The sequence below is a fragment of the Streptomyces sp. NPDC048637 genome (assembly GCF_040650675.1).
GTDB lineage: Bacteria > Actinomycetota > Actinomycetes > Streptomycetales > Streptomycetaceae > Streptomyces.
Window position 1 is genome coordinate 265,651 of the sequence record NZ_JBEZHQ010000003.1, and the last position, 18,010, is coordinate 283,660.

Here is an 18,010-nt window from a genome sequence, read left to right on the forward strand (position 1 = left end):
GTCTCAGGAAGTGCGCCTATGGCTGCGGATCAGCCCGGCGTAGTGCCGGCCGCTGTCCTTGAGGGTGCGGACCTGCGTCGCACGGTCGACATGGAACAGGCCGAAGCGCTTGTCGTAGCCGTAGGCCCACTCGAAGTTGTCCATCAGCGACCAGGCGAAGTATCCGGCGAGTGGAGCGCCCTTACGGGCCGCGCGGGCGCAGGCCGCGACATGCCCGTGCAGATATGCCGTGCGCTCGGGATCCGCGACGGTGCCGTCGGGGCGGAGCACGTCCGGGTAGGCGGAGCCGTTCTCGGTGACGTGGATCGTGCGCGCTCCGTACTCCCGCGTCAGCCGCAGCAGCAGTGTCTCGATGCCGTCCGCGTCGATCTCCCAGTCCATGCCCGTACGGGGGACCCGCGGACGGCGCACCGGGCGGGCGAACGGCGGCGGGCCGGCCGGCCGGTCGGCGACCACGACCGGGAAGTAGTAGTTCAGCCCCAGCCAGTCCAGCGGCTGCGCCATGGTCTCCGCATCCCCGGTGCGCTCCGGCAGCTCCACGCCGTACACCTCGCGCAGGTCCGCCGGAAAGCCGCGGCCGTGCACCGGATCGAGCCACCAGCGGTTGGTGTGCCCGTCCATCCGCCGGGCCGCCGCGGCATCGGCCTCGGACCCGGTGGCGGGCTCGACGGTGCTGAGATTGTTGACGATGCCGACTTGGGCGTCCGGCGCCGCGGCCCGGATCGCCTGGACGGCCAGACCGTGCCCGAGCAGCAGATGGTACGAGGCACGCACCGCCGCCGTGAGATCCGTGTGGCCGGGGGCCATCCGGCCTTCGAGATGGCCGATCCAGGCCGAGCACAGCGGCTCGTTGAGTGTGGCCCAGTGGGGGACGCGGTCGCCGAGCTTCCCGGCGACCACCGCGGCGTACGCGGCGAAGTGCTCGGCGGTCTCCCGTGCGGGCCAGCCGCCACGGTCCTGGAGGGCCTGCGGCAGATCCCAGTGGTAGAGGGTGACGAAGGGGGCGATGCCCGCTTCGAGGAGCCCGTCGACGAGCCGGTCGTAGAAGGCCAGTCCCGCGGCGTTGACCGGGCCGTCTCCGTCCGGCCGGAGCCGCGGCCAGGCGATCGAGAACCGGTAGGCGCCGACGCCCAGTTGACGCATCAGGCCGATGTCCGCGCGCCAGCGGTGATAGTGGTCGCAGGCCTGGTCGCCGGTGTCGCCGTTGTCGATCTTTCCCGGGGTGTGTGCGTAGGTGTCCCAGATGGAGGGGGCGCGGCCGTCCTCGGCGACCGCCCCCTCGATCTGATAGGCCGAGGTCGCCACGCCCCAGGTGAAGTCGTCCGGCAGGGCGGCGAAGTCGATCCGGTCGCTCACGGAGTTCCTTTCGGCGGGGGTCATTTGACGGCTCCGGCGGTGAGCCCGGCGACCAGATAGCGCTGGAGCAGCAGAAACCCGGCGACCACCGGGACGCTGACGACCAGGGACGCGGCCATCACCTGGTTCCAGTAGACGTCGTTCTGGGTGGCATAGCCCTGCAGGCCGACCGAGAGGGTGCGGGTGGTGTCGTTGGTCATGACGGAGGCGAACAGCACCTCGCCCCACGCCGTCATGAACGCGTACACGGCGACCGCGATGATCCCCGGGAGGGCGGCGGGCACCACGACCCGGAAGAGCGCCCCGAGCGGACCGCAGCCGTCCACGTACGCGGCCTCGTCCAGCTCGCGCGGCACCGAGGCGAAGTAGCCGGTCAGCATCCAGATGGAGAACGGGAGCGAGAACGTCAGATAGGTCAGTACGAGCCCGCCGCGGGAGCCGTAGAGGGCGACACCGGTGGTGTTCCCGATGTTGACGTAGATCAGGAACAGCGGGAGCAGGAAGAGGATGCCCGGGAACATCTGCGTGGACAGGACCGTGACGGTGAAGATCCGCTTGCCGCGGAAGCGATAGCGGCTCACCGCGTAGGCGGCGAAGACCGCGACGACCACCGAGCAGACGGTGGCCGAGCCCGCCACGATCAGTGAGTTGGTGAAGTACCGGGCCAGCGGAACGGTGTGCCAGATGTCGAGGTACGGACGGACGGTCACCTCGCCCGGCAGCCAGCGGAAGGCGCCGGAGACATCCTCCAGGGGCTTGAGCGAGCTGCTGAGCATCACGTACACCGGGAGCAGTACGAAGCCGGTCAGCGCGGTGAGGAAGATCCGCCGGGTCCAGCGGAAGGCGCGGGGCGGAGCGGTGGGGGAGAGCCTGCGGCCGCCGGTGCGGGGCGCGCGGGCAGCGGTGCTAGCCATCGGCAGACTTCCTTCCGCGCGAGGTGGCCAGGAGATAGCCGGCCGTCACCACCAGCAGGAAGAGCAGCAGCAGGACGGACATGGCCGAGCCGGTACCGAAGTTCCAGGTGACGAAGGAGGACTGGTAGATGTGGATGGAGAGCAGATCCGCGGCCTCCGGGGCGGCCTTGCCGAACAGCACATACGGCGTGTTGAAGTCGTTGAAGCTCCACAGGAAGAGCACCAGGATCAGCACCTGGTTGATGGGCCGTAAGGACGGCAGGGTGATCCGCCGGATCTGCCGGACGATGCCCGCACCGTCGAGCGCCGCCGCCTCGTAGAGGTCCTTGGGGATGCTCTGCAGCGCGGCCATCACCACGAGAAACGCGAACGGCCAGGTCTTCCATACGGAGACCACGAGCAGCGCGAGGAAGCTGTTGTCGCCGAGCAGCCAGAAGGGCCGGTCATCGGTGAGCTGCAGCTGGTCGTGCAGCACATGATTGACCAGGCCGTTGTCCCGCTGGAAGAGAAAGGCCCAGGTGATGACCGCGGCGTAGACCGGCAGCGCGTACGGAGTGAGGAAGACCGCCCGCAGCAGGCCGCGGCCCCGGAAGTTCTCCTGCAGGAAGATCGCGGCCGCGGTGCCGAGAAGCCAGCACAGGCCCACCGTCAGCACGCTGAACGCACAGGTGACGACGAACGAGTGCAGCAGTGTGGCGCCGACCGGGGCGTCGAAGTCCACGGTGACGCGGTAGTTGCCCAGCGCCTTCCAGGGGGCCGCGCCCCAGTGGGCGATCTGTAGCTGGGTCAGTTCCTTGAAGCTCATCACGATGCCGATGACCATCGGGACGAGGTGGACCAGCAGCTCCAGAAGCAGCGCGGGAAGCAGCAGCAGATAGGGCAGGCCGACGCGGCGCAGCCTGGTGACGCCCCTCATTGCGCCATCTGCTGCTCGGCCTTGGCCAGCCGCGCCTTGACCGATGCGGTGGTCACCGGGTGGCCGGCGGCCGCGTCGGCGAACAGGTCCTTGATGGCGGTCCCGACGGACGTCTCGAACTGGGACTCCTCGGCGATCTGCGGGAGCGGCGCGGCGCTCCTGATGAGCGTTTCGCGCAGCACCTTGGTGTCCTGGCGGTTGAACGCCGGGTCCTGCTGGGCGGTCTTGACGGGCGGTATGGAGCCATAGGTCTTGTTGAGCAGCCGCTGTTCGGTGTCGCTCGTCATGAACTTCACGAACTTCCGCGCGCCCTGGAGATTGCGGGTGTTCTTGAAGACCGCGATGTTGATGCCGGCGAGCATGGAGTTGATCTGCCGGCCGGTGCCGGGGGTGCCGGACGGGACGGGGACCGGGGCGACGCCCCAGTCGCCGGGCTTCATCCCGTCGGCGGCAAAGGTGGTGGCCGCGGCCTGCCACAGCACCATCGCGGTCCTGCCCGTGGCGAAGTCCCTGAGCGACTGGTTCTGTCCGTACTCGGCGTTGCCCGGGGCGATGATCTTGTCCTTGGCCATGAAGTCGATGTACTGCTTCACCGCTGCGACCGCGCCGTCCGAAGTGAAGGCGGGCTTGCCCGAGCTGTCAAAGAAGTCGGCGCCGTGCTGTTTGCCGAGCGCGAAGGCCTGATGGATGTTGTTGGTCAGCTGGCCGCCCTCGGCGCCGAGGCCCCACTTGCCGTCCTTGGCGATCCTCTTGCCGTCCGCGACCAACTCGTCCCAGGTGGCCGGGGGTTTGCTGATCCCGGCCTCCTGGAACATCCGCTTGTTGTAGTAGAGCGCGTAGGCCAGCGAGTACAGCGGCACCGCGGCCGGGTCCTTGCCCGCCGCGCCCGTCGCGTCCAGGGCCGGCGCCAGGAACCGGTCGCGTCCGCCGATCGTGTCGAAGTTCGTCCGGTCCCAGGGGAGCAGCGCTCCGGTGGCCTGGAGCGAAGCGGACCAGGTGTTGCCGATGTTGAGCACATCGGGGCCCTGGCCGGACGTGGTGGCGGCCAGGATCCGGTTGAGCAGCTCGGGCCAGGGGATGACCTCCAGCTTGACCTTGATCCCGGTCTGCCGCTCGAACTTCGTCAGCTCGGGGCCGAGGATCTCCTTGTCGGCCTCGACGTTCGGCCCCTGGTTGGACGCCCAATACGTCAGCGTCTTGGGGGAGTCGTCGCTGCCACCGCCGCCGAAGCTCGTCCCACCGCCGCATCCGGACGCCACGGCGGCGAGTGCGGTAACGGTGGCGGTGACGGTCGCGGCTCGGAGTATGCGCATGACGGATACGCCTCTCTTTGAGGAGTCCGAAGGCCGGCCATGTTCCGTTCCTGAACAGCCTCATGGCTTAACTTAGGGTGTGAGTTAAAGCCCGAGGGAAGGGCGCGTCAAGAGAGCGAACACCGGCAGCCGGCCGGCCGGGAGGGGACCAGATGGCCGAACGCACCCAACGGACCGTGCGTGACCTGCGCAGGGCCAATCGCACCGCCGTTCTGCAACGGCTGTATTCCGACGGCCCCTTGAGCCGGCAGGAACTCGGGCCCGCAACGGGCCTCAGTTCAGGCTCCGTCAGCAATGTGGTCGCCGAACTCTCCGAGGACGGACTGCTGGAGGAGGCCGGCGTGGTCGGGTCCGACGGCGGCCGGCCGCGCACCCTGCTACGGGTGGCCCCGGGGAGCGGCGCGCTGATCGGCGTGGACGTGGGCGAGACCCGGGTCAGGGTCGAGCTCTTCGATCTCGCCATGCGGGAACTGGCCCGCTCGGAACTCCCGTTGCGGCACCACGGCTACGACGTGGATCTGATCGTCCGCCATATCGCCGACGGCATCGCGACCGTGCTGCGGGAGAGCGAGGCGTCCCCCGGCCGGCTGCTCGGCGTCGGCGTCGGCGTGCCCGGCATCCTCGACCGGAGCCGGCCCGGCGGCGCGGTCGTCCACGGCCAGACCATCGGCTGGGACGCCGTCCCGCTGGAGGAGCTGCTGCACCACACCGTCGCACTCCCGCCCGGTGTGGGCTTCTTCCTCAGCAACGGCGCCAAGGCCCTCGGCCAGGCCGAGATGTGGTTCGGCGGCGGCCGCGGCGCCAGGAACGCGGCCATCGTGCTCTTCGGCTCCGGCGTCGGCGCCTGCCTTGTCACCGACGGCGTCATCGACGGCGGTGCCCGCGACAGCGCCGGTGAATGGGGACATCTGACGGTCAGCGTCGGCGGCCGGCGCTGCCGCTGCGGTGCCCGCGGCTGTCTGGAGGCGTACACCGGATCCGAGGCGCTGCTGCAACGCTGGCAGGAGGCGGGCGGCCAACCGCCCGCCGACGCCGACGAGGAGACGGCGCTCACCGCGCTGGTCGCCGCCGCCCACCCACCGGACGGCGGTCCGGCCGCCGATCCGGTCGCGCGCTCCGTCCTCGACGAGACCGCGGAGTACCTCGGCGCGGGCATCTCCGACCTGATCAACCTCTTCAGCCCCGAACGTGTCCTCATCGGCGGCTGGGCCGGCCTCCGGCTCGGCCCGCACCTCCTCCCCGCCGTCCGCGCCCACGCCACCGCCTACTCCCTGGCGCACCCCGCCGGCCGGGTCACCATCGACCTCGGCAGGCTCGGCCCCGACGCCGTCACGGTCGGCGCGGCGACGCTGCCGCTGGCGGACTTCTTCGCCAACGGGGGGCGGCGGCGTGCCGCACCGGCCCCCGAACCGGGGGAGCGGGTGACGGCGCCGGGGTGGCGGACGGCACTGGAGGAGCGGGCACGGGCCGGGCGTGGCTGACGGGGCGGTGGTACGGCGCCCGGCCCGTCCCTGAGCCTCCGGAACGGGGGGCCTGGGCCCGCCGGACCCGCCGTCCCGTCCGGACGCGCCGACGGGTGGTCCCGCTATGCCTCGATCTCAGGCGTCATCGGCCGCGTACACCCGCTGTCCCCCGACGAACGTCTCCAGCACGCGGGTCGAGGCGATCTCCTCGTCGGGGCCGTCGAACGGGTCGCGGTCGAGCACGACCAGGTCGGCCAGCTTTCCCGGCTGGATGGTGCCGGTCTCGTCGAGGTGGTTGGCGTAGGCGCTGCCGGCCGTGTACGCGGCGAGCGCCGCACCCAGGTCGATGCGCTGCTCGGGCAGGAAGACCGGCGCCGACGGCGGGTCCTCCGGCGCCCGGCGGTTGACCGCGACATGCAGCGCGGCGATCGGGTCGGGGGAGCTGACCGGCCAGTCGCTGCCCGCCGCCAGGGTGGCGCCGGAGCGCAGCAGATCGCCGAACGGGTACTGCCAGCCGGCGCGCCGGGGCCCCAGGAAGGGAATGGTCAGCTCGTCCATCTGCGGCTCGTGGGCCGCCCACAGCGCCTGGATGTTCGCGGTCGCCCCGAGCCGGCGGAAGCGCGGAATGTCCTCCGGGTGCACGACCTGGAGGTGGGCCAGGTGGGGCCGGGTGTCGCGCAGACCGTTCGTCCGCCGGGCCGCCTCGACGGCGTCCAGCGCCTCACGCACGGCCCGGTCGCCCAGGGCGTGGAAGTGCACCTGGAAGCCTTCCGCGTCCAGCCGGCTGACGTAGCTCCGCAGCGCCTCGGGGTCGATGAACGAGATGCCGCTGTTGTCGGAGGCACAGCCGCACGCGGTGAGGTAGGGGCTGAGCATGGCGGCGGTGTGGTTCTCGGCGATGCCGTCCTGCATGATCTTGACGCTGGTCGCCCGCAGCCGTCCCTCGGTCAACTCGGCGCGCCGCGCGACCAGTTCCGGGATCTGTTCCGCCCCACGGGAGCGGTCCCACCACAGCGCCCCGGTCACCCGTGCGGTGAGTTTCCCGTCGCGCCGGGCGGCCACATACGCGGGGGTGACGTCGGGCATACCGGGGGCGTAGCCCAGCATCGCGTCCTGCCACGCGGTGACGCCGTAGCCGTGGAGGAGGCGCTGCGCCCGGAGCAGCCCCTCGGTCTGCTCGGCGAGCGTCGGTTCCGGGATCAGGTCGGCCACCAGCCGCATGGCGCCTTCCTGGAGCATGCCGGTCGGCCGGCCGTCGGCGTCCCGCTCGATCCGCCCGTCGGCCGGGTCCGGCGTACGGTCGGTGAGCCCGGCCCGTTCCAGGGCGCAGGAGTTGGCCCAGCCGCCGTGGTGATCGCGGTTGACCAGGAACACCGGGCGGTCGGGGACCAGCGCGTCCAGGAACTCGCGGGTCGGTGTGCCGCCGGGGAACGCCTCCATGGACCAGCCGCCGCCGTTGATCCAGGCAGCCTCCGGATGCGCCGCCGCGTACGCGCTGATCAGTTCGCGGTACGCCTCGGCCGTGACCGCCGCGGTCAGATCGCACAGCGCCAACTCCCGCCCGCCGCCGACCGGATGGACATGCGCGTCCTGGAAACCGGGGATGAGCAGTTTGCCGTGCAGATCCACGACCTCCGTGGCGGGCCCGATCAGCGCGCGGACCTCTGCCTCGTGCCCGACGGCGACGATACGGTCGCCGCGTACCGCCACCGCACTCGCCCGAGTGCGCGCGGAATCGACGGTGTGCACGGGACCGGAGAGGAAGACGAGGTCCGCGGGGCCGCCGTCGGCGGAGCCGGGGGTGCGGGCGTCCGGGGTGGTGCTGAGGTCCATGTGGTGGTTGCTCCAGTGGTGTGGGGAGTGTGGTGCGGTGGCCGCAAGCGGCTCGGGTGGGTGGGGTGACGGGGTCGGATCGGGCGTGGGTCAGCCCTCCACGGGGCTCGGGAGCGGGCTGCCGTCCCCGTCCATCGGCAACGTGATCGCATCGGCGTCCGTCCCCCGGCCGGTGCGGAAGTACGGGGCGCGGCGTATCCACTTGGCCCAGGCGGCGGTCGCCAGGCCGGCCAGGATGAAGAGGGCGGGGAGCAGCAGCATGAACCAGCCGTTGTCCGGGCTCGCCTCGAAGTGGTCGCTCATGGTCGCGTAGTCCCAGACGAGATAGCTGCCGAGCCCGAAGAGCGTCAGCGCGCTGACTGCCGGAACGACCACGTCCCGGAGCGCGCGCACGGCTCCGGCGCGCAGGCTGTCGCGGAAGCGCACCGCGCAGGCGAGCGCGGTGAGTCCGTAGTAGAGGGCCACGGTCAGGCCGATCGAGTTGACGGCCGTGAGGATCATGTCGTTGAGCTTGGGGATGCCGACCGCGAGCACGGCGAGCAGCGCGGCGAGGGCCATGATCAGCACGGTGCCCACGGCGGGGGAGCCGTAGCGCGGGTGCACGCGCTGCCACACCGGGCCCAGCGTCCGGTCGCGGGCCATCGCCAGCGCACCGCGGGCGGTGGGGATGACGCTCGACTGGAGGGAGGCGAAGGCGGAGCACATCAGGGCGGCCAGGGGCAGCGAGGCCCAGGGTTCCGGGGCCAGTTCGGCGCCGAGGAAGGTGAGCGCCTGCGGTCCGTTGTGGATGAGTTCCCCGGTGCTCATCACCCGCTGGAACGCGAGCGCGCCGACGAGGAACAGACCCATCATCACCACCAGCGCGATCAGTCCGCCGCGGGCCGCGTCCGTGGAGCTGCGGGTCTCCTCATTGACACTGAACGCGGCGTCCCAGCCCCAGTAGAAGAACACCGCCAGCACCATCCCCTGGGCCACGTCCTGCGGTGAGCCGATCTCCAACGGGTTGAGCCAGGACAGCGAGAACGGCTGGTCGCCGATGAACAGGGCGTAGCCGCAGAAGACCAGCAGGACCGCGTACTCGAAGACCAGCAGTCCCATCTGCAGTCGGGTCGCGGCCCGCACGCCGGTGATGGCGGTGAGGGTGACGACGACCAGCGCGACCAGGCCCACGGTGGTGCTGATACCGGTCGAGGCCGGATCCAGCCGGAGCCCCCACACGCTGTACAGGCCCAGCTTGTTGAGGAACTGGAGCACGACGGAGCCGGTCACCGCCCCCGTGTACGCCATGAAGATGACGTTGCCGACCAGCACCACCCAGCCGGTCAGGAATCCGGGCCAGGGGCCGATGGACCGGCCCACCCAGGTGTAGCCACTGCCGCAGTTCGGTTCGCTGCGGTTGAGCCGGGCGTACGACAGCGCGATGCCGAGGATGGGCACAAAGGCCAGCAGCAACAGGGCGGGCGTCTGCCGGCCGGCGTAGGCGGCCAGAGTGCCCATGCCGATGCCGATGCTGGTGGTCGCGGCGGTGCTCGACGCGGCGATCGCCACCCCGTCCTTCACGCCCAGTGAGCGGCGCATGCTCGGTGGGCCGGGGTCCTGCTGCACTGCGGAAGGCATGGCACTCACTCCTTGGACGGGCGGGCCGGACCGGTCTCGGCCGGACCTGGGGGAACGGGGAGGTGCGGGCGGGGTGTGGCGGAGCAGGGCGGCGCGGGCCGGGCCCGGGATGGAGGCCAGGCCGCGTCGTACGGAAGGGGGTGGTGCGGGATGCGGCACCGCGGCGGTCCGTCTATGTCCGCCGATGAAACAGGCCGTTCATTCTTGTGTCAACGGTGTTGACGTAACCTGGTGATTAACTGGCTCCGAGAAGGGCCGGAGGGCCGGGGCGGGGCGAAGCGGAGGGTTCGGCGTGGCGGAGAGCGAGCGCGTCCCGGTCGAGCGCAAGCGGCGCCGGCCGACCAGTTCAGGCGTGGTCCTGTCGGCCGATCTCATCGTCGACGCCGCATGCGAACTCATCGACGCCCAGGGGGCGCAGGCCTTCACCGTGCGCAAACTCGGAGCGGCGCTGGGCGCCGACCCCTCGGCCGTCTACCGCTACTTCCGCAACACCGAGGATCTGCTGCTGGCGCTGGCCGACCGGCTCATCGGCGAGTCCATGGCCGACTTCACGCCCGGCGGCGACTGGGCCGCCGATCTGCGCGACCTCGGGCTGCGGGCGTACCGTTCCGCGCTGCGTCACCCGCAGATCGCCGTGTTCAGCACCGTCCGGGTCACCGGCCGGCCGTATGAGCAGCACGCCGTCGACACCGGGATCGGTCTGCTGCTCCAGGCGGGCTTCGACGACGCCACCGCCGTCCGGCACTACCACGCACTCGTGGACACCGCCCTCGGCCATGCGGCCGTGGACGCCGGCGTCCTGCGGCTGGCTCCCGCCCAGCGTGCGGCGGACGAACAGGCCTGGCAGGACGAGTACGGCAACCTGCCCGCGGACGACTACCCCAGCCTGCACCGCGTACGGGAGCACCTGCCGCTCATGGGGGGCTCGGCCATCGAGCCGGCGCTCGATCTGCTCATCGCGGCCATGCGACAGGAGGCGGCGGAGCGGGCGAGGTGACGGGATGAGCCGGGCATTTCGCTCACCCCGGTGCAAACATGAGACATGCCCTTTCCATGGCTGAGGCATTTCCGGGGACGACGGGAACTGAGTCATGTCCTGGTGCTGATCCCCGTCGGGATCATCGTCGCGGTCTGCACCATCGACGTCCTCGCACCGCCCGACATCCATCTGGGGCCCCTTCTCGTCGCGGCTCCCGCGATCACCGCGGCCTTCGCCGGACCCCGTCTGACGGCGGCGATCGGTCTGCTGGCGGTGGCCGCCCAGGTGTTCATCGGCATCGCGCGCCATGTGCTGTTCACCGAGAACCTGGAGGCCCAGATCGCCTCGCTGGTGGTGGTTTCCGCGCTGGTCGTGCTCTTCACCGTCGTGCGGGACCGCAACGAACGCCGGCTCACAAAGAGCCGCTCGGTGGCCGGGGTCGCCCAGCAGGTCCTGCTCCGGCCGCTGCCCTCGCGCAGTGGTTCCCTGGAGATCGCCTCCCTGTACTTGGCGGCCGAGGAGGAGGCGGAGATGGGCGGCGATCTGTTCGCTGCGGCGCGCACCACCAACAGCACCCGGCTGATCATCGGTGATGTCCGGGGCAAGGGGCTGCCCGCCTACAGCCATGCCGCCCTGATCCTCGGCGCCTTCCGCGCGGCCGCCCACCGCGAGGCCACACTGCCCCGGCTGGCCGTCCACCTCGACGGCGCCGTCCGCTGGGACAGCAGCCAGTGGAACAACGTGCCGGGGGACGTGGGCGGGGACGGGGACAGGGGCGGGGGCAGGGACGGGGGCGGGGACGAGAACGGGGCCAGGGGCGGGGCGGACGCGGCTGCCGACCCCGCCTCGGACGTCGGCCCCCTCCCCACCGCTCCGGCCCCCGGGTCCGCCCCCGTCATCGACACCGACGAGACCATCGACACCGAGGAGGCATTCGACGCCGACGAGACCATCGACATCGACGAGACCTTCGCGACCGTGATTCTCCTGGACCTCCCCGACCGACGGCCCGTCGTCCACACCACCACCTGTGGCCACCCGCCCCCGCTGCTGCTGCGTGACGGGCGGGTGCGCACCCTGTCGGCGGAGCGGCCCGCGCTGCCGATTGGGCTCGGCGGTCTGCCCGGCGCCCCTGATTACGAGGTCGAGGGATTTCCCTTCGAGCCCGGCGACCTGCTGCTGCTCTATACGGACGGGGTGAGCGAGGCCCGCGACGACAAGGGCACGTTCTACCCGCTCGCCGAGCGCGCCGGCGTCTGGAGCGACTGCAGTCCGCGGCAGGCGCTACGGCAGCTGCGCACGGACCTGCTGGCGCACACCGACGGCCGGCTGGGTGACGACGCCGCCGCGGTCGCCGTGCGGCGCCTGCCCGGCTGTCCGCCGGGCGGCGGACGCCGGGGCACCGACCCATTGGACAGGCCATAGCGCCACTCGACCGCCAGGCAGCCGCCACAGCGGCCGGCCGCCCCGGCATCCCGCCCGGCCGCCCCGGCACCCCGGCGCCCCGGTCGGCGGCCGGCGATCGACCCAACGAGGATGAAGTACATCACGCCATGAATTCATGAACATATCGGGCAAATCGCAAAGATATCCCACGCACGCTTTCCGAATTGCCCCCTTCTCTTGCGTTTCACTTCCTCACGCTGCGCCACCACCTCACCCGCCCGCCGATCCGCAGCTCCGGCCCGCTCCCCCTGACGCTTCCTCAGTGCCGCCCCGCTTGATAGACACGTCCGAATCATCCGCAAGTGGCATGGGACGCGCACCATGAACGACCGCAACACCTCGGAACCCCGGATATCGGAACCCCAGAACTTCGAGATCGACCTCACCGCGCACGAAGCCCGGCGGCGGACCGAAGTCCTCGCGGCGCTGGGCGACACATGGGACCCCATCGAGGTGATGGAGGGCGAGGCCGACGCATACCGGCTCCTGTACTCCGGCCTGGACGCGGAGCAGCAGGCCACTTACGACGCGCTGGTCGCCGCCGGGGTGCTGCCGGCCTCCGGGCAGGCCTGAGCATGCTGCCGCTCGACCCCACCGCCGATATCGGCCGCCGGGCCTGGGTGCCCTGCCCCAGCTGCCAGGACCATCAGGACTGCGGAACCTGCCTCGACGGCCGCACCTGCCCCGACCACTGGCGCTACCTCCTGTCGAACAAGGGCAGTGTGCTGCATCTGCAGTGCCCCAACTGCACCCACCTGTGGGCCTGGCAGTCGGGCTTCGGAGCCGGCGGCCGCACCGACGGCTGACAGCGGAACCGCAGGTCTTCGCGTTCCGGTGCGCTGCGCCCGACGCCGGGCGGCGGTAGCGTGCGGTCCATGGAGCTGCACGCACGAGCGCTTTGGCTGCTGACCGAGCCGCTGCACGCGGTCTGCTACTTCGACGAGCGGTGTCGTGACCTGGGCAAGGACCTCGGTCTCAAGGGTTTCTGGATGGGGTATTTCGCCTCGCGCACCGCACCCTTGGGAGCCGTGGAACCCGCGGCGGCCACGGCCGTCCTCGGAGTGTTCGCCCCGGAGATGGTCGCCCGCGCACTGCCGGCGGCCTGGAGCATCGTCGGCCCGGCACATGTGCTCGACGAGCGCGGCAGCCGTGCGGCCCACGCACTGCGCGGGATCGACCCCGAGCTGGAGCACACGGCGGCTTGGCTGCTGCCACTGCTCCAGGCGATCGTCGATGACGCACCAGCCACCGCACGGCCCCTGTTCGCCGCCAACCGCGCGCTGTGCGACCACGCCGACCCCGTCGAGCGCTTGTGGCAACTGGCCACCGCCGTCCGGGAGTTCAGGGGCGATGCGCACCACACCGTGCTCGCCGACGAGGGTGTGGACGGATGCGAGGCCCTGGTCCTGGCCGCGGCGTCCGGTCGCGTACCCAAGGACACCATGCGGGAGGACCGCGGCTGGAGCGAGGAGGAGTGGGCCGCCGCGACGGACCGGCTGCGCTCCCGTGGCCTCGTGGACGCCCAGGGCGAGGCGACCGACCAAGGCCGGCAGGAACGGGAGCGCATCGAGAAGGCGACCGACCGGCTGGCCGGCCGACTGCTGCGCGCGCTGCCCGACGCGGAGACCGAGGAGCTGCTGCAGGGCCTGGAACCCGTGGTCCGGCGCATCCTGGCCGCCGACATCCTCCCCTTCCCCAACCCGATCGGCCTGCCCCACCTCGACGAGCCCGTACAAGGCGGTGCCCGCTCCTAGCCCAGCTCCTTCTGCGCCTCCCTGAGCTGCTTTTCCAGATCCATCGTGTCGGAAGCGGGCGGCGCCTGGACCGTGACGGGCTTGTTGACGTCGAAGAACCGTATGGTCACGTCAAGCGGCCCCTGGGCCGCCCGCGCACGCTCCCGGAGCTTCACCGTGCGGTCGCCGGGGCCGACCCAGAGGTCGAGGCGCAGCTCGCTCACCCCGAGCTGCTGGTACTGCTCGACGACCTTCGTACGGCGCTCGGCGTCCGGAGAACTCTTGGCGGCCCGCTTCTTCTGCAGCTCCGCCACGTCGACCACCCCGGCGTAATGCGTCGTCCGCACCCCGTCGACGGTCTCCTCGCCGACCTTCTTGACGTCATCGGACTGGGGAAGCAAGGACGCCTGCGCCGCCGGGTCCTGGTCGGCCTGCCGCTGCATGCCCCCGAAGTCGCCGGCCTCCTTGTCCTTGAGCGCGAACTTGAGCCAGTGCTTGCCGTCCAGCACAGCAGCCGCTTGCCCGCCCCCGCCGAGATACACCGCGCCCCCCACGAGCCGCACCGAGAACTCGCCCTCCTTGACGCCCCCGGACGCCGTCATCCGCATGTCGGCGGCGCGCGGACGGAGGCTGAACGACGCCTTGCCCTCGACGGTCCCCTGCCCGGGGACCTGGCCGGCGACGCGATACGACAGGGAGTTGAGCCCGGCGCCCTTGTCGACGGCCTTCTGCACCGCGGCGACCGTTGTTGCGTTGGGCCGCTCCGGCGCGCCGGAGCGGTCAGCGGACGAGCCGCCTGCCGTGCAGGCGGCCGTGCCGCACAGCACGGCGCCGGTGAGCAGCGCCCCGACGACGCGGGGCGAGGTACGGGCGCGGGCGCGATGAGTCATGGTCCCCCCATGAACACATGGAAATCAGAAGATGGACTGATCGGGACAGTAGCTCACGACACTGACAATCCGCGTTGCGTATTTACGCGGGCCTGTGGCCAGGGCATATGACGTCATTCGGGGGTCCGGAGCGGTCGGGGGCCGTGGAGCCGGGACGATTTTCATCTGGTGGTTCGATGGGTGCTTTGGGGTGCTTTGCTGAACCAGATCGGGACACCTGCGGGCAAGAGGCGTTGAATGAGTATGGATCCTAGAGAGTTGTGGGACCGCAACGCCGTGCTGGCAGAAGCGTTTTGCCTGGGCGACGAGCGTGTGCGCGAGGCGCAGGCCAGGCTTGACGAGGCCCAGGCCGACCGGTCGCGGGTTCTGGCGGCATTCGCGGTGACGGTGGGCAGTACCGGTGCGGTGGCCGGTCTGTTCGGTTTGAACGAGCGGGAAGTGCGGATCGCCCGGCGCACGGTGGGCAAGGAGGACGCCCGCGCCGTCGCCGACGAATTGCTGGCGGCCGCCACCCCCGCCGCGCCACCGCGGGAGCCCGAGGAGGCCGCACCGGCGCCGGAGCCCGCGGCCGAATATTCCCACCAGATCCCGTCCGCCGGAGCGCGTCCCGCCGGCGCCACCCGCGAGGCCACCGGCGGCGTGGGGGCGTCGGAGCAGACCTGGTCCCCGGCGATGGACGCGGTGCTGATCGGCAGTTGGCAGACCGGGGTGGATCTGCGCGAACTTGCCGCTGAATTCGGGCTCGACCTCACCCGCTTGGTCACCCGGGCCCAACAGCTCTCCGCCCAGGGGCGGTTCTATCCGGGGCCGGCGGAAACCCATGCGGGACGCCACCGGCGCGGCCCCGGCGATGTGTATGAATCCGAATACACCATCCCCGCCCAGCAGACGGCCTCCTGGAACGCCGCGCCCTCGGCACACCCCATGGCGTCCGCCTGGCACACCGGCACGATGCCGTCCACGGAGTCCGTCCCGGACATGGCCGCCCTGGCCTCCGAATGGGACAACACTCTCGCCCCGTGGGGCACCCTTGCGCCCTCGCATGAGGAGCCCGCGCAGGCGCATCAGCCCTGGGCCCAATATCACCTGAGTTCCTGAGAGCACCCCGGTTCCTGACGGAGCCCGATTCGATTGCGATACGCACGTACCTGCCGCACAGGCCGTCATCGGCCCGGAACGGCGCGTCCCCGCCCGGATTGCCCGGTGCGGGGACGAGGAGTGGTGCGGGGACGAGGAGCAGGGTGCAGGCCGCAGCCCTGGTGACGAACGAAGTGTGGCGGGAACGCCGGGCCGACTGCGTGGCCTCGTGCCCCAGGGCCTGCCTTCAAAGTCCCGTCGTTCGCCAGACAGACCCTAGCCCGCCGTCTCGCCCGCGTGCGGCGTCAGTGTGCCCGCCGCGACCAGGGCGAAGAGGGCTATGCCCAGGAGGATGCGGTAGATGACGAAGGGCATGAAGGACTTGTTGGAGATGAACTTCATGAACCAGGCGATCACCGCGTAGCCGACGACGAAGGCGATGACGGTGGCGAAGAGGGTGGGGCCCCAGGAGACGTGCCCCTCGCCGGCGTCCTTGAGTTCGTAGACGCCGGAGGCCAGCACGGCCGGGATGGCGAGCAGGAACGAGTAACGGGCAGCGGATTCGCGGGTGTAGCCCATGAGCAGGCCGCCGCTGATCGTGGCACCGGAGCGGGAGACGCCGGGGATGAGCGCCATGGCCTGGCAGATGCCGTACAGGAGGCCGTCCTTGACGCTGAGGTCGGTGAGGGTCTTGCGCTGTTTCGCGACGCGGTGCCGGCCGCCGGTCTCGTCGCGGGCGGCCAGCCGGTCGGCGATGCCGAGGACCACACCCATGACGATGAGGGTGGTGGCGATCAGCCGCAGATCGCGGAACGGGCCCTCGATGGCGTCCTTGAGCGTGATGCCCAGCACACCGATCGGGATCGAGCCGACGATCACCAGCCAGCCCATCTGGGCGTCGTGATCGTGCCGCAGCTCCCGGTTGAAGAGGGAGCGGGACCACGTCGAGATGATCCGCCCGATGTCCTTGCGGAAGTAGATGATGACGGCCGCCTCGGTGCCGATCTGCGTGATGGCGGTGAACGCCGCACCGGGGTCCGGCCAGCCGGCGAACGCCGCGGTCAAACGGAGATGCGCGCTGGAGGAGATGGGCAGAAACTCGGTCAGCCCTTGGACAAGTCCGAGGACGAAAGATTCAAACCAAGACATGGAAAATACGCTATCCAAGGGTGATCAAGCGCTGACCTGCGCGAGGCGGGAGAAAGCGGACAGTGGCGGCGGATGCGGATCACCGCCGACCGGGGCAGCGTAACGTCCGAAGATGTCCGGGCGGCCAAAGGGGCCCGGACCTACTGTGCCCGCCCCGCGGCGGCCGCTGCGGAATCCGTCGCCCGCCCCACCGCGTTCAGTGCCCGCGCAGCGTCTTCCGTTTGCGCCATGCCACCACCAGCGCGCCCAGCGTGCTGACGGCGATGAAGCCCAGGGCGACGAGGAAAAGCGGCGAGGTGGGCGTCGAGGCACGCGCGCCGGCAACGGCGTACGCCGCGGTGTTCGGGATGCTGCCGAGCGCCGTCGCGAGGAGGAAGGGGAGCCAGCCCATACGGGAGACCGCGGCGCAGTAGTTCGTGGCGCAGAACGGCAGCCCGGGGAAGAGCCGGAGGGCCAGCATCGAGCGGAAGCCGTGCTCGCTCAACTGCCGGTCGGCGGCCGTCAGCCAGCGGGCGCGCAGCAACGGGCGCAGGGCGTCCTGCCCGAGGAACCGGCCGAGCCCGAAGGCCAGCCCGGCGCCCAGCACGGTCCCGGCGAGGGCGGCGGCCAGGCCGGCCTGACTGCCGAAGAGGGCGCCCGCCGCGAGGTTGAGCACCGGGCGCGGCACGAAAGCGGTGGTGCACCCGCCGTAAGCCACGGTGAAGACCAGGAAGGCGGTCGGGCCGGACACCCGGCCGGGCAGGCCATCGGTGAGGAGGTGCTGCGGCTGCCACAGCAGCATCGCGGCCGCGGCACAGGCCAGCAGGGCCAGCAGCAGCCCGAGCCGGGCCCAGGGGGAGAACAGCACACGCGTGCAGCGCGCGGCGAGGCCGTCGGGCGTTGCGGCGGGCGGGAACATCCGGGGAGCGTAACCGACGGCGGCGCCAGGAAGCCGTCAGCGGGCCCGGACACCCCGGAGCCGCGCGCATGGCCCTGCCGTCCCGTCCTCGGAGGGCGTGATCGAGGTGCCAGGTGACCTTGTGTGCCGGGCGCCGCCACATCCCGGGTCCGGCGGGCAGCCGTGCCGCCGCCGGGCCGCCTCGGAGGCCGGATAAATCGTTCGACGCCGGGGCGGCCGACCGGCACCATAGGACGCATGTCCCGGCACGCCTTCCTCGCGCTCCCGTCCGCAGTCGCGGACGCGCCGAAGGCTGCCGTCGACCTCCTCGCGGCCATCGCCGCAGCGGACTTCGCACCCGCAGGTGCCGTCCCGGTGGCGGCGGCCACCGCTGTCGCAGCGGCCGGCGTCCCGGCCGCCGCAGCGACCGACGGCGCACGAAGCTGA

At 71.2% G+C, this 18,010-nt stretch carries 17 protein-coding genes; 8 read left to right on the forward strand and 9 right to left on the reverse strand.

Annotated features, from left to right (window positions below):
- Window positions 1-3: 3 nt before the first annotated feature.
- Genes AB0C46_RS06375 through AB0C46_RS06390 form a run of 4 tightly spaced genes read right to left on the reverse strand, consistent with a single transcriptional unit; the run spans window position 4 to window position 4,499 of the window.
- Window positions 4-1,380, reverse strand: coding sequence for a GH1 family beta-glucosidase (locus AB0C46_RS06375; protein ID WP_362826133.1), 1,377 nt, complete (start codon window positions 1,378-1,380; stop codon window positions 4-6).
- Window positions 1,377-2,270 (reverse strand): carbohydrate ABC transporter permease, encoded by an 894-nt coding sequence (locus AB0C46_RS06380; protein ID WP_362826135.1) that lies wholly within the window; start codon window positions 2,268-2,270, stop codon window positions 1,377-1,379. The genes AB0C46_RS06375 and AB0C46_RS06380 overlap by 4 nt, the downstream gene beginning before the upstream one ends.
- Window positions 2,263-3,186, reverse strand: coding sequence for a sugar ABC transporter permease (locus AB0C46_RS06385; RefSeq protein WP_362826136.1), 924 nt, complete (start codon window positions 3,184-3,186; stop codon window positions 2,263-2,265). Before AB0C46_RS06385 ends, AB0C46_RS06380 begins: the two co-directional genes overlap by 8 nt.
- Entirely contained in the window at window positions 3,183-4,499 is a 1,317-nt protein-coding gene (locus AB0C46_RS06390; protein ID WP_362826137.1) for a sugar ABC transporter substrate-binding protein, read from the reverse strand. The genes AB0C46_RS06385 and AB0C46_RS06390 overlap by 4 nt, the downstream gene beginning before the upstream one ends.
- A gap of 152 nt (window positions 4,500-4,651) precedes the next feature.
- Between AB0C46_RS06390 and AB0C46_RS06395 the strand changes: the two genes are divergently transcribed.
- Window positions 4,652-5,980 carry an ROK family transcriptional regulator gene (locus tag AB0C46_RS06395; protein WP_362826139.1) on the forward strand — a complete coding sequence of 443 codons (1,329 nt, stop codon included), beginning with the start codon at window positions 4,652-4,654 and terminating at the stop codon, window positions 5,978-5,980.
- A gap of 117 nt (window positions 5,981-6,097) precedes the next feature.
- On the opposite strand, the gene AB0C46_RS06400 is transcribed toward AB0C46_RS06395, so the two are convergent.
- Both AB0C46_RS06400 and AB0C46_RS06405 read right to left on the reverse strand, forming a co-directional pair.
- A complete protein-coding gene (locus AB0C46_RS06400; protein ID WP_362826140.1) occupies window positions 6,098-7,795 on the reverse strand; it encodes an amidohydrolase in 1,698 nt (565 codons plus the stop codon).
- Window positions 7,796-7,885: 90 nt separating this feature from the next.
- Window positions 7,886-9,412 carry an APC family permease gene (locus tag AB0C46_RS06405; protein WP_362826141.1) on the reverse strand — a complete coding sequence of 509 codons (1,527 nt, stop codon included), beginning with the start codon at window positions 9,410-9,412 and terminating at the stop codon, window positions 7,886-7,888.
- Between the two features lie 292 nt (window positions 9,413-9,704).
- Between AB0C46_RS06405 and AB0C46_RS06410 the strand changes: the two genes are divergently transcribed.
- The 5 genes from AB0C46_RS06410 (at window position 9,705) to AB0C46_RS06430 (ending at window position 13,591) form a co-directional block, all read left to right on the forward strand.
- Window positions 9,705-10,409 carry a helix-turn-helix domain-containing protein gene (locus AB0C46_RS06410; RefSeq protein ID WP_362826142.1) on the forward strand — a complete coding sequence of 235 codons (705 nt, stop codon included), beginning with the start codon at window positions 9,705-9,707 and terminating at the stop codon, window positions 10,407-10,409.
- Window positions 10,410-10,511: 102 nt separating this feature from the next.
- Window positions 10,512-11,816 (forward strand): PP2C family protein-serine/threonine phosphatase, encoded by a 1,305-nt coding sequence (locus AB0C46_RS06415; RefSeq protein ID WP_362826144.1) that lies wholly within the window; start codon window positions 10,512-10,514, stop codon window positions 11,814-11,816.
- A 342-nt stretch (window positions 11,817-12,158) separates the two neighbouring features.
- Complete coding sequence (locus tag AB0C46_RS06420; protein WP_362826146.1) at window positions 12,159-12,410, forward strand: DUF6400 family protein; 252 nt, start codon at window positions 12,159-12,161, stop codon at window positions 12,408-12,410.
- A 2-nt stretch (window positions 12,411-12,412) separates the two neighbouring features.
- On the forward strand, window positions 12,413-12,643 hold the full coding sequence (locus AB0C46_RS06425; RefSeq protein WP_362826148.1) for a hypothetical protein: 231 nt from the start codon (window positions 12,413-12,415) through the stop codon (window positions 12,641-12,643).
- Between the two features lie 69 nt (window positions 12,644-12,712).
- Window positions 12,713-13,591, forward strand: a complete 879-nt coding sequence (locus tag AB0C46_RS06430; protein WP_362826149.1) for a hypothetical protein — start codon at window positions 12,713-12,715, stop codon at window positions 13,589-13,591.
- Here AB0C46_RS06430 and AB0C46_RS06435 read toward each other — a convergent pair.
- The gene (locus tag AB0C46_RS06435; protein ID WP_362826151.1) at window positions 13,588-14,460 is read right to left on the reverse strand and encodes a hypothetical protein; all 873 of its coding nucleotides are present in this window, start codon (window positions 14,458-14,460) and stop codon (window positions 13,588-13,590) included. The genes AB0C46_RS06430 and AB0C46_RS06435 overlap by 4 nt on opposite strands.
- Before the next feature lie 237 nt (window positions 14,461-14,697).
- Between AB0C46_RS06435 and AB0C46_RS06440 the strand changes: the two genes are divergently transcribed.
- Window positions 14,698-15,558 (forward strand): hypothetical protein, encoded by an 861-nt coding sequence (locus tag AB0C46_RS06440; RefSeq protein ID WP_362826152.1) that lies wholly within the window; start codon window positions 14,698-14,700, stop codon window positions 15,556-15,558.
- Window positions 15,559-15,813: 255 nt separating this feature from the next.
- On the opposite strand, the gene AB0C46_RS06445 is transcribed toward AB0C46_RS06440, so the two are convergent.
- Together AB0C46_RS06445 and AB0C46_RS06450 are read right to left on the reverse strand one after the other, a co-directional pair.
- Window positions 15,814-16,686: an undecaprenyl-diphosphate phosphatase gene (locus AB0C46_RS06445; protein WP_362826154.1), complete on the reverse strand. Its 873-nt coding sequence runs from the start codon at window positions 16,684-16,686 to the stop codon at window positions 15,814-15,816.
- A gap of 196 nt (window positions 16,687-16,882) precedes the next feature.
- Window positions 16,883-17,584 (reverse strand): VTT domain-containing protein, encoded by a 702-nt coding sequence (locus AB0C46_RS06450; protein ID WP_362826155.1) that lies wholly within the window; start codon window positions 17,582-17,584, stop codon window positions 16,883-16,885.
- Between the two features lie 237 nt (window positions 17,585-17,821).
- On the opposite strand from AB0C46_RS06450, the gene AB0C46_RS06455 reads away from it, so the two are divergent.
- Window positions 17,822-18,010, forward strand: coding sequence for a hypothetical protein (locus tag AB0C46_RS06455; protein ID WP_362826156.1), 189 nt, complete (start codon window positions 17,822-17,824; stop codon window positions 18,008-18,010).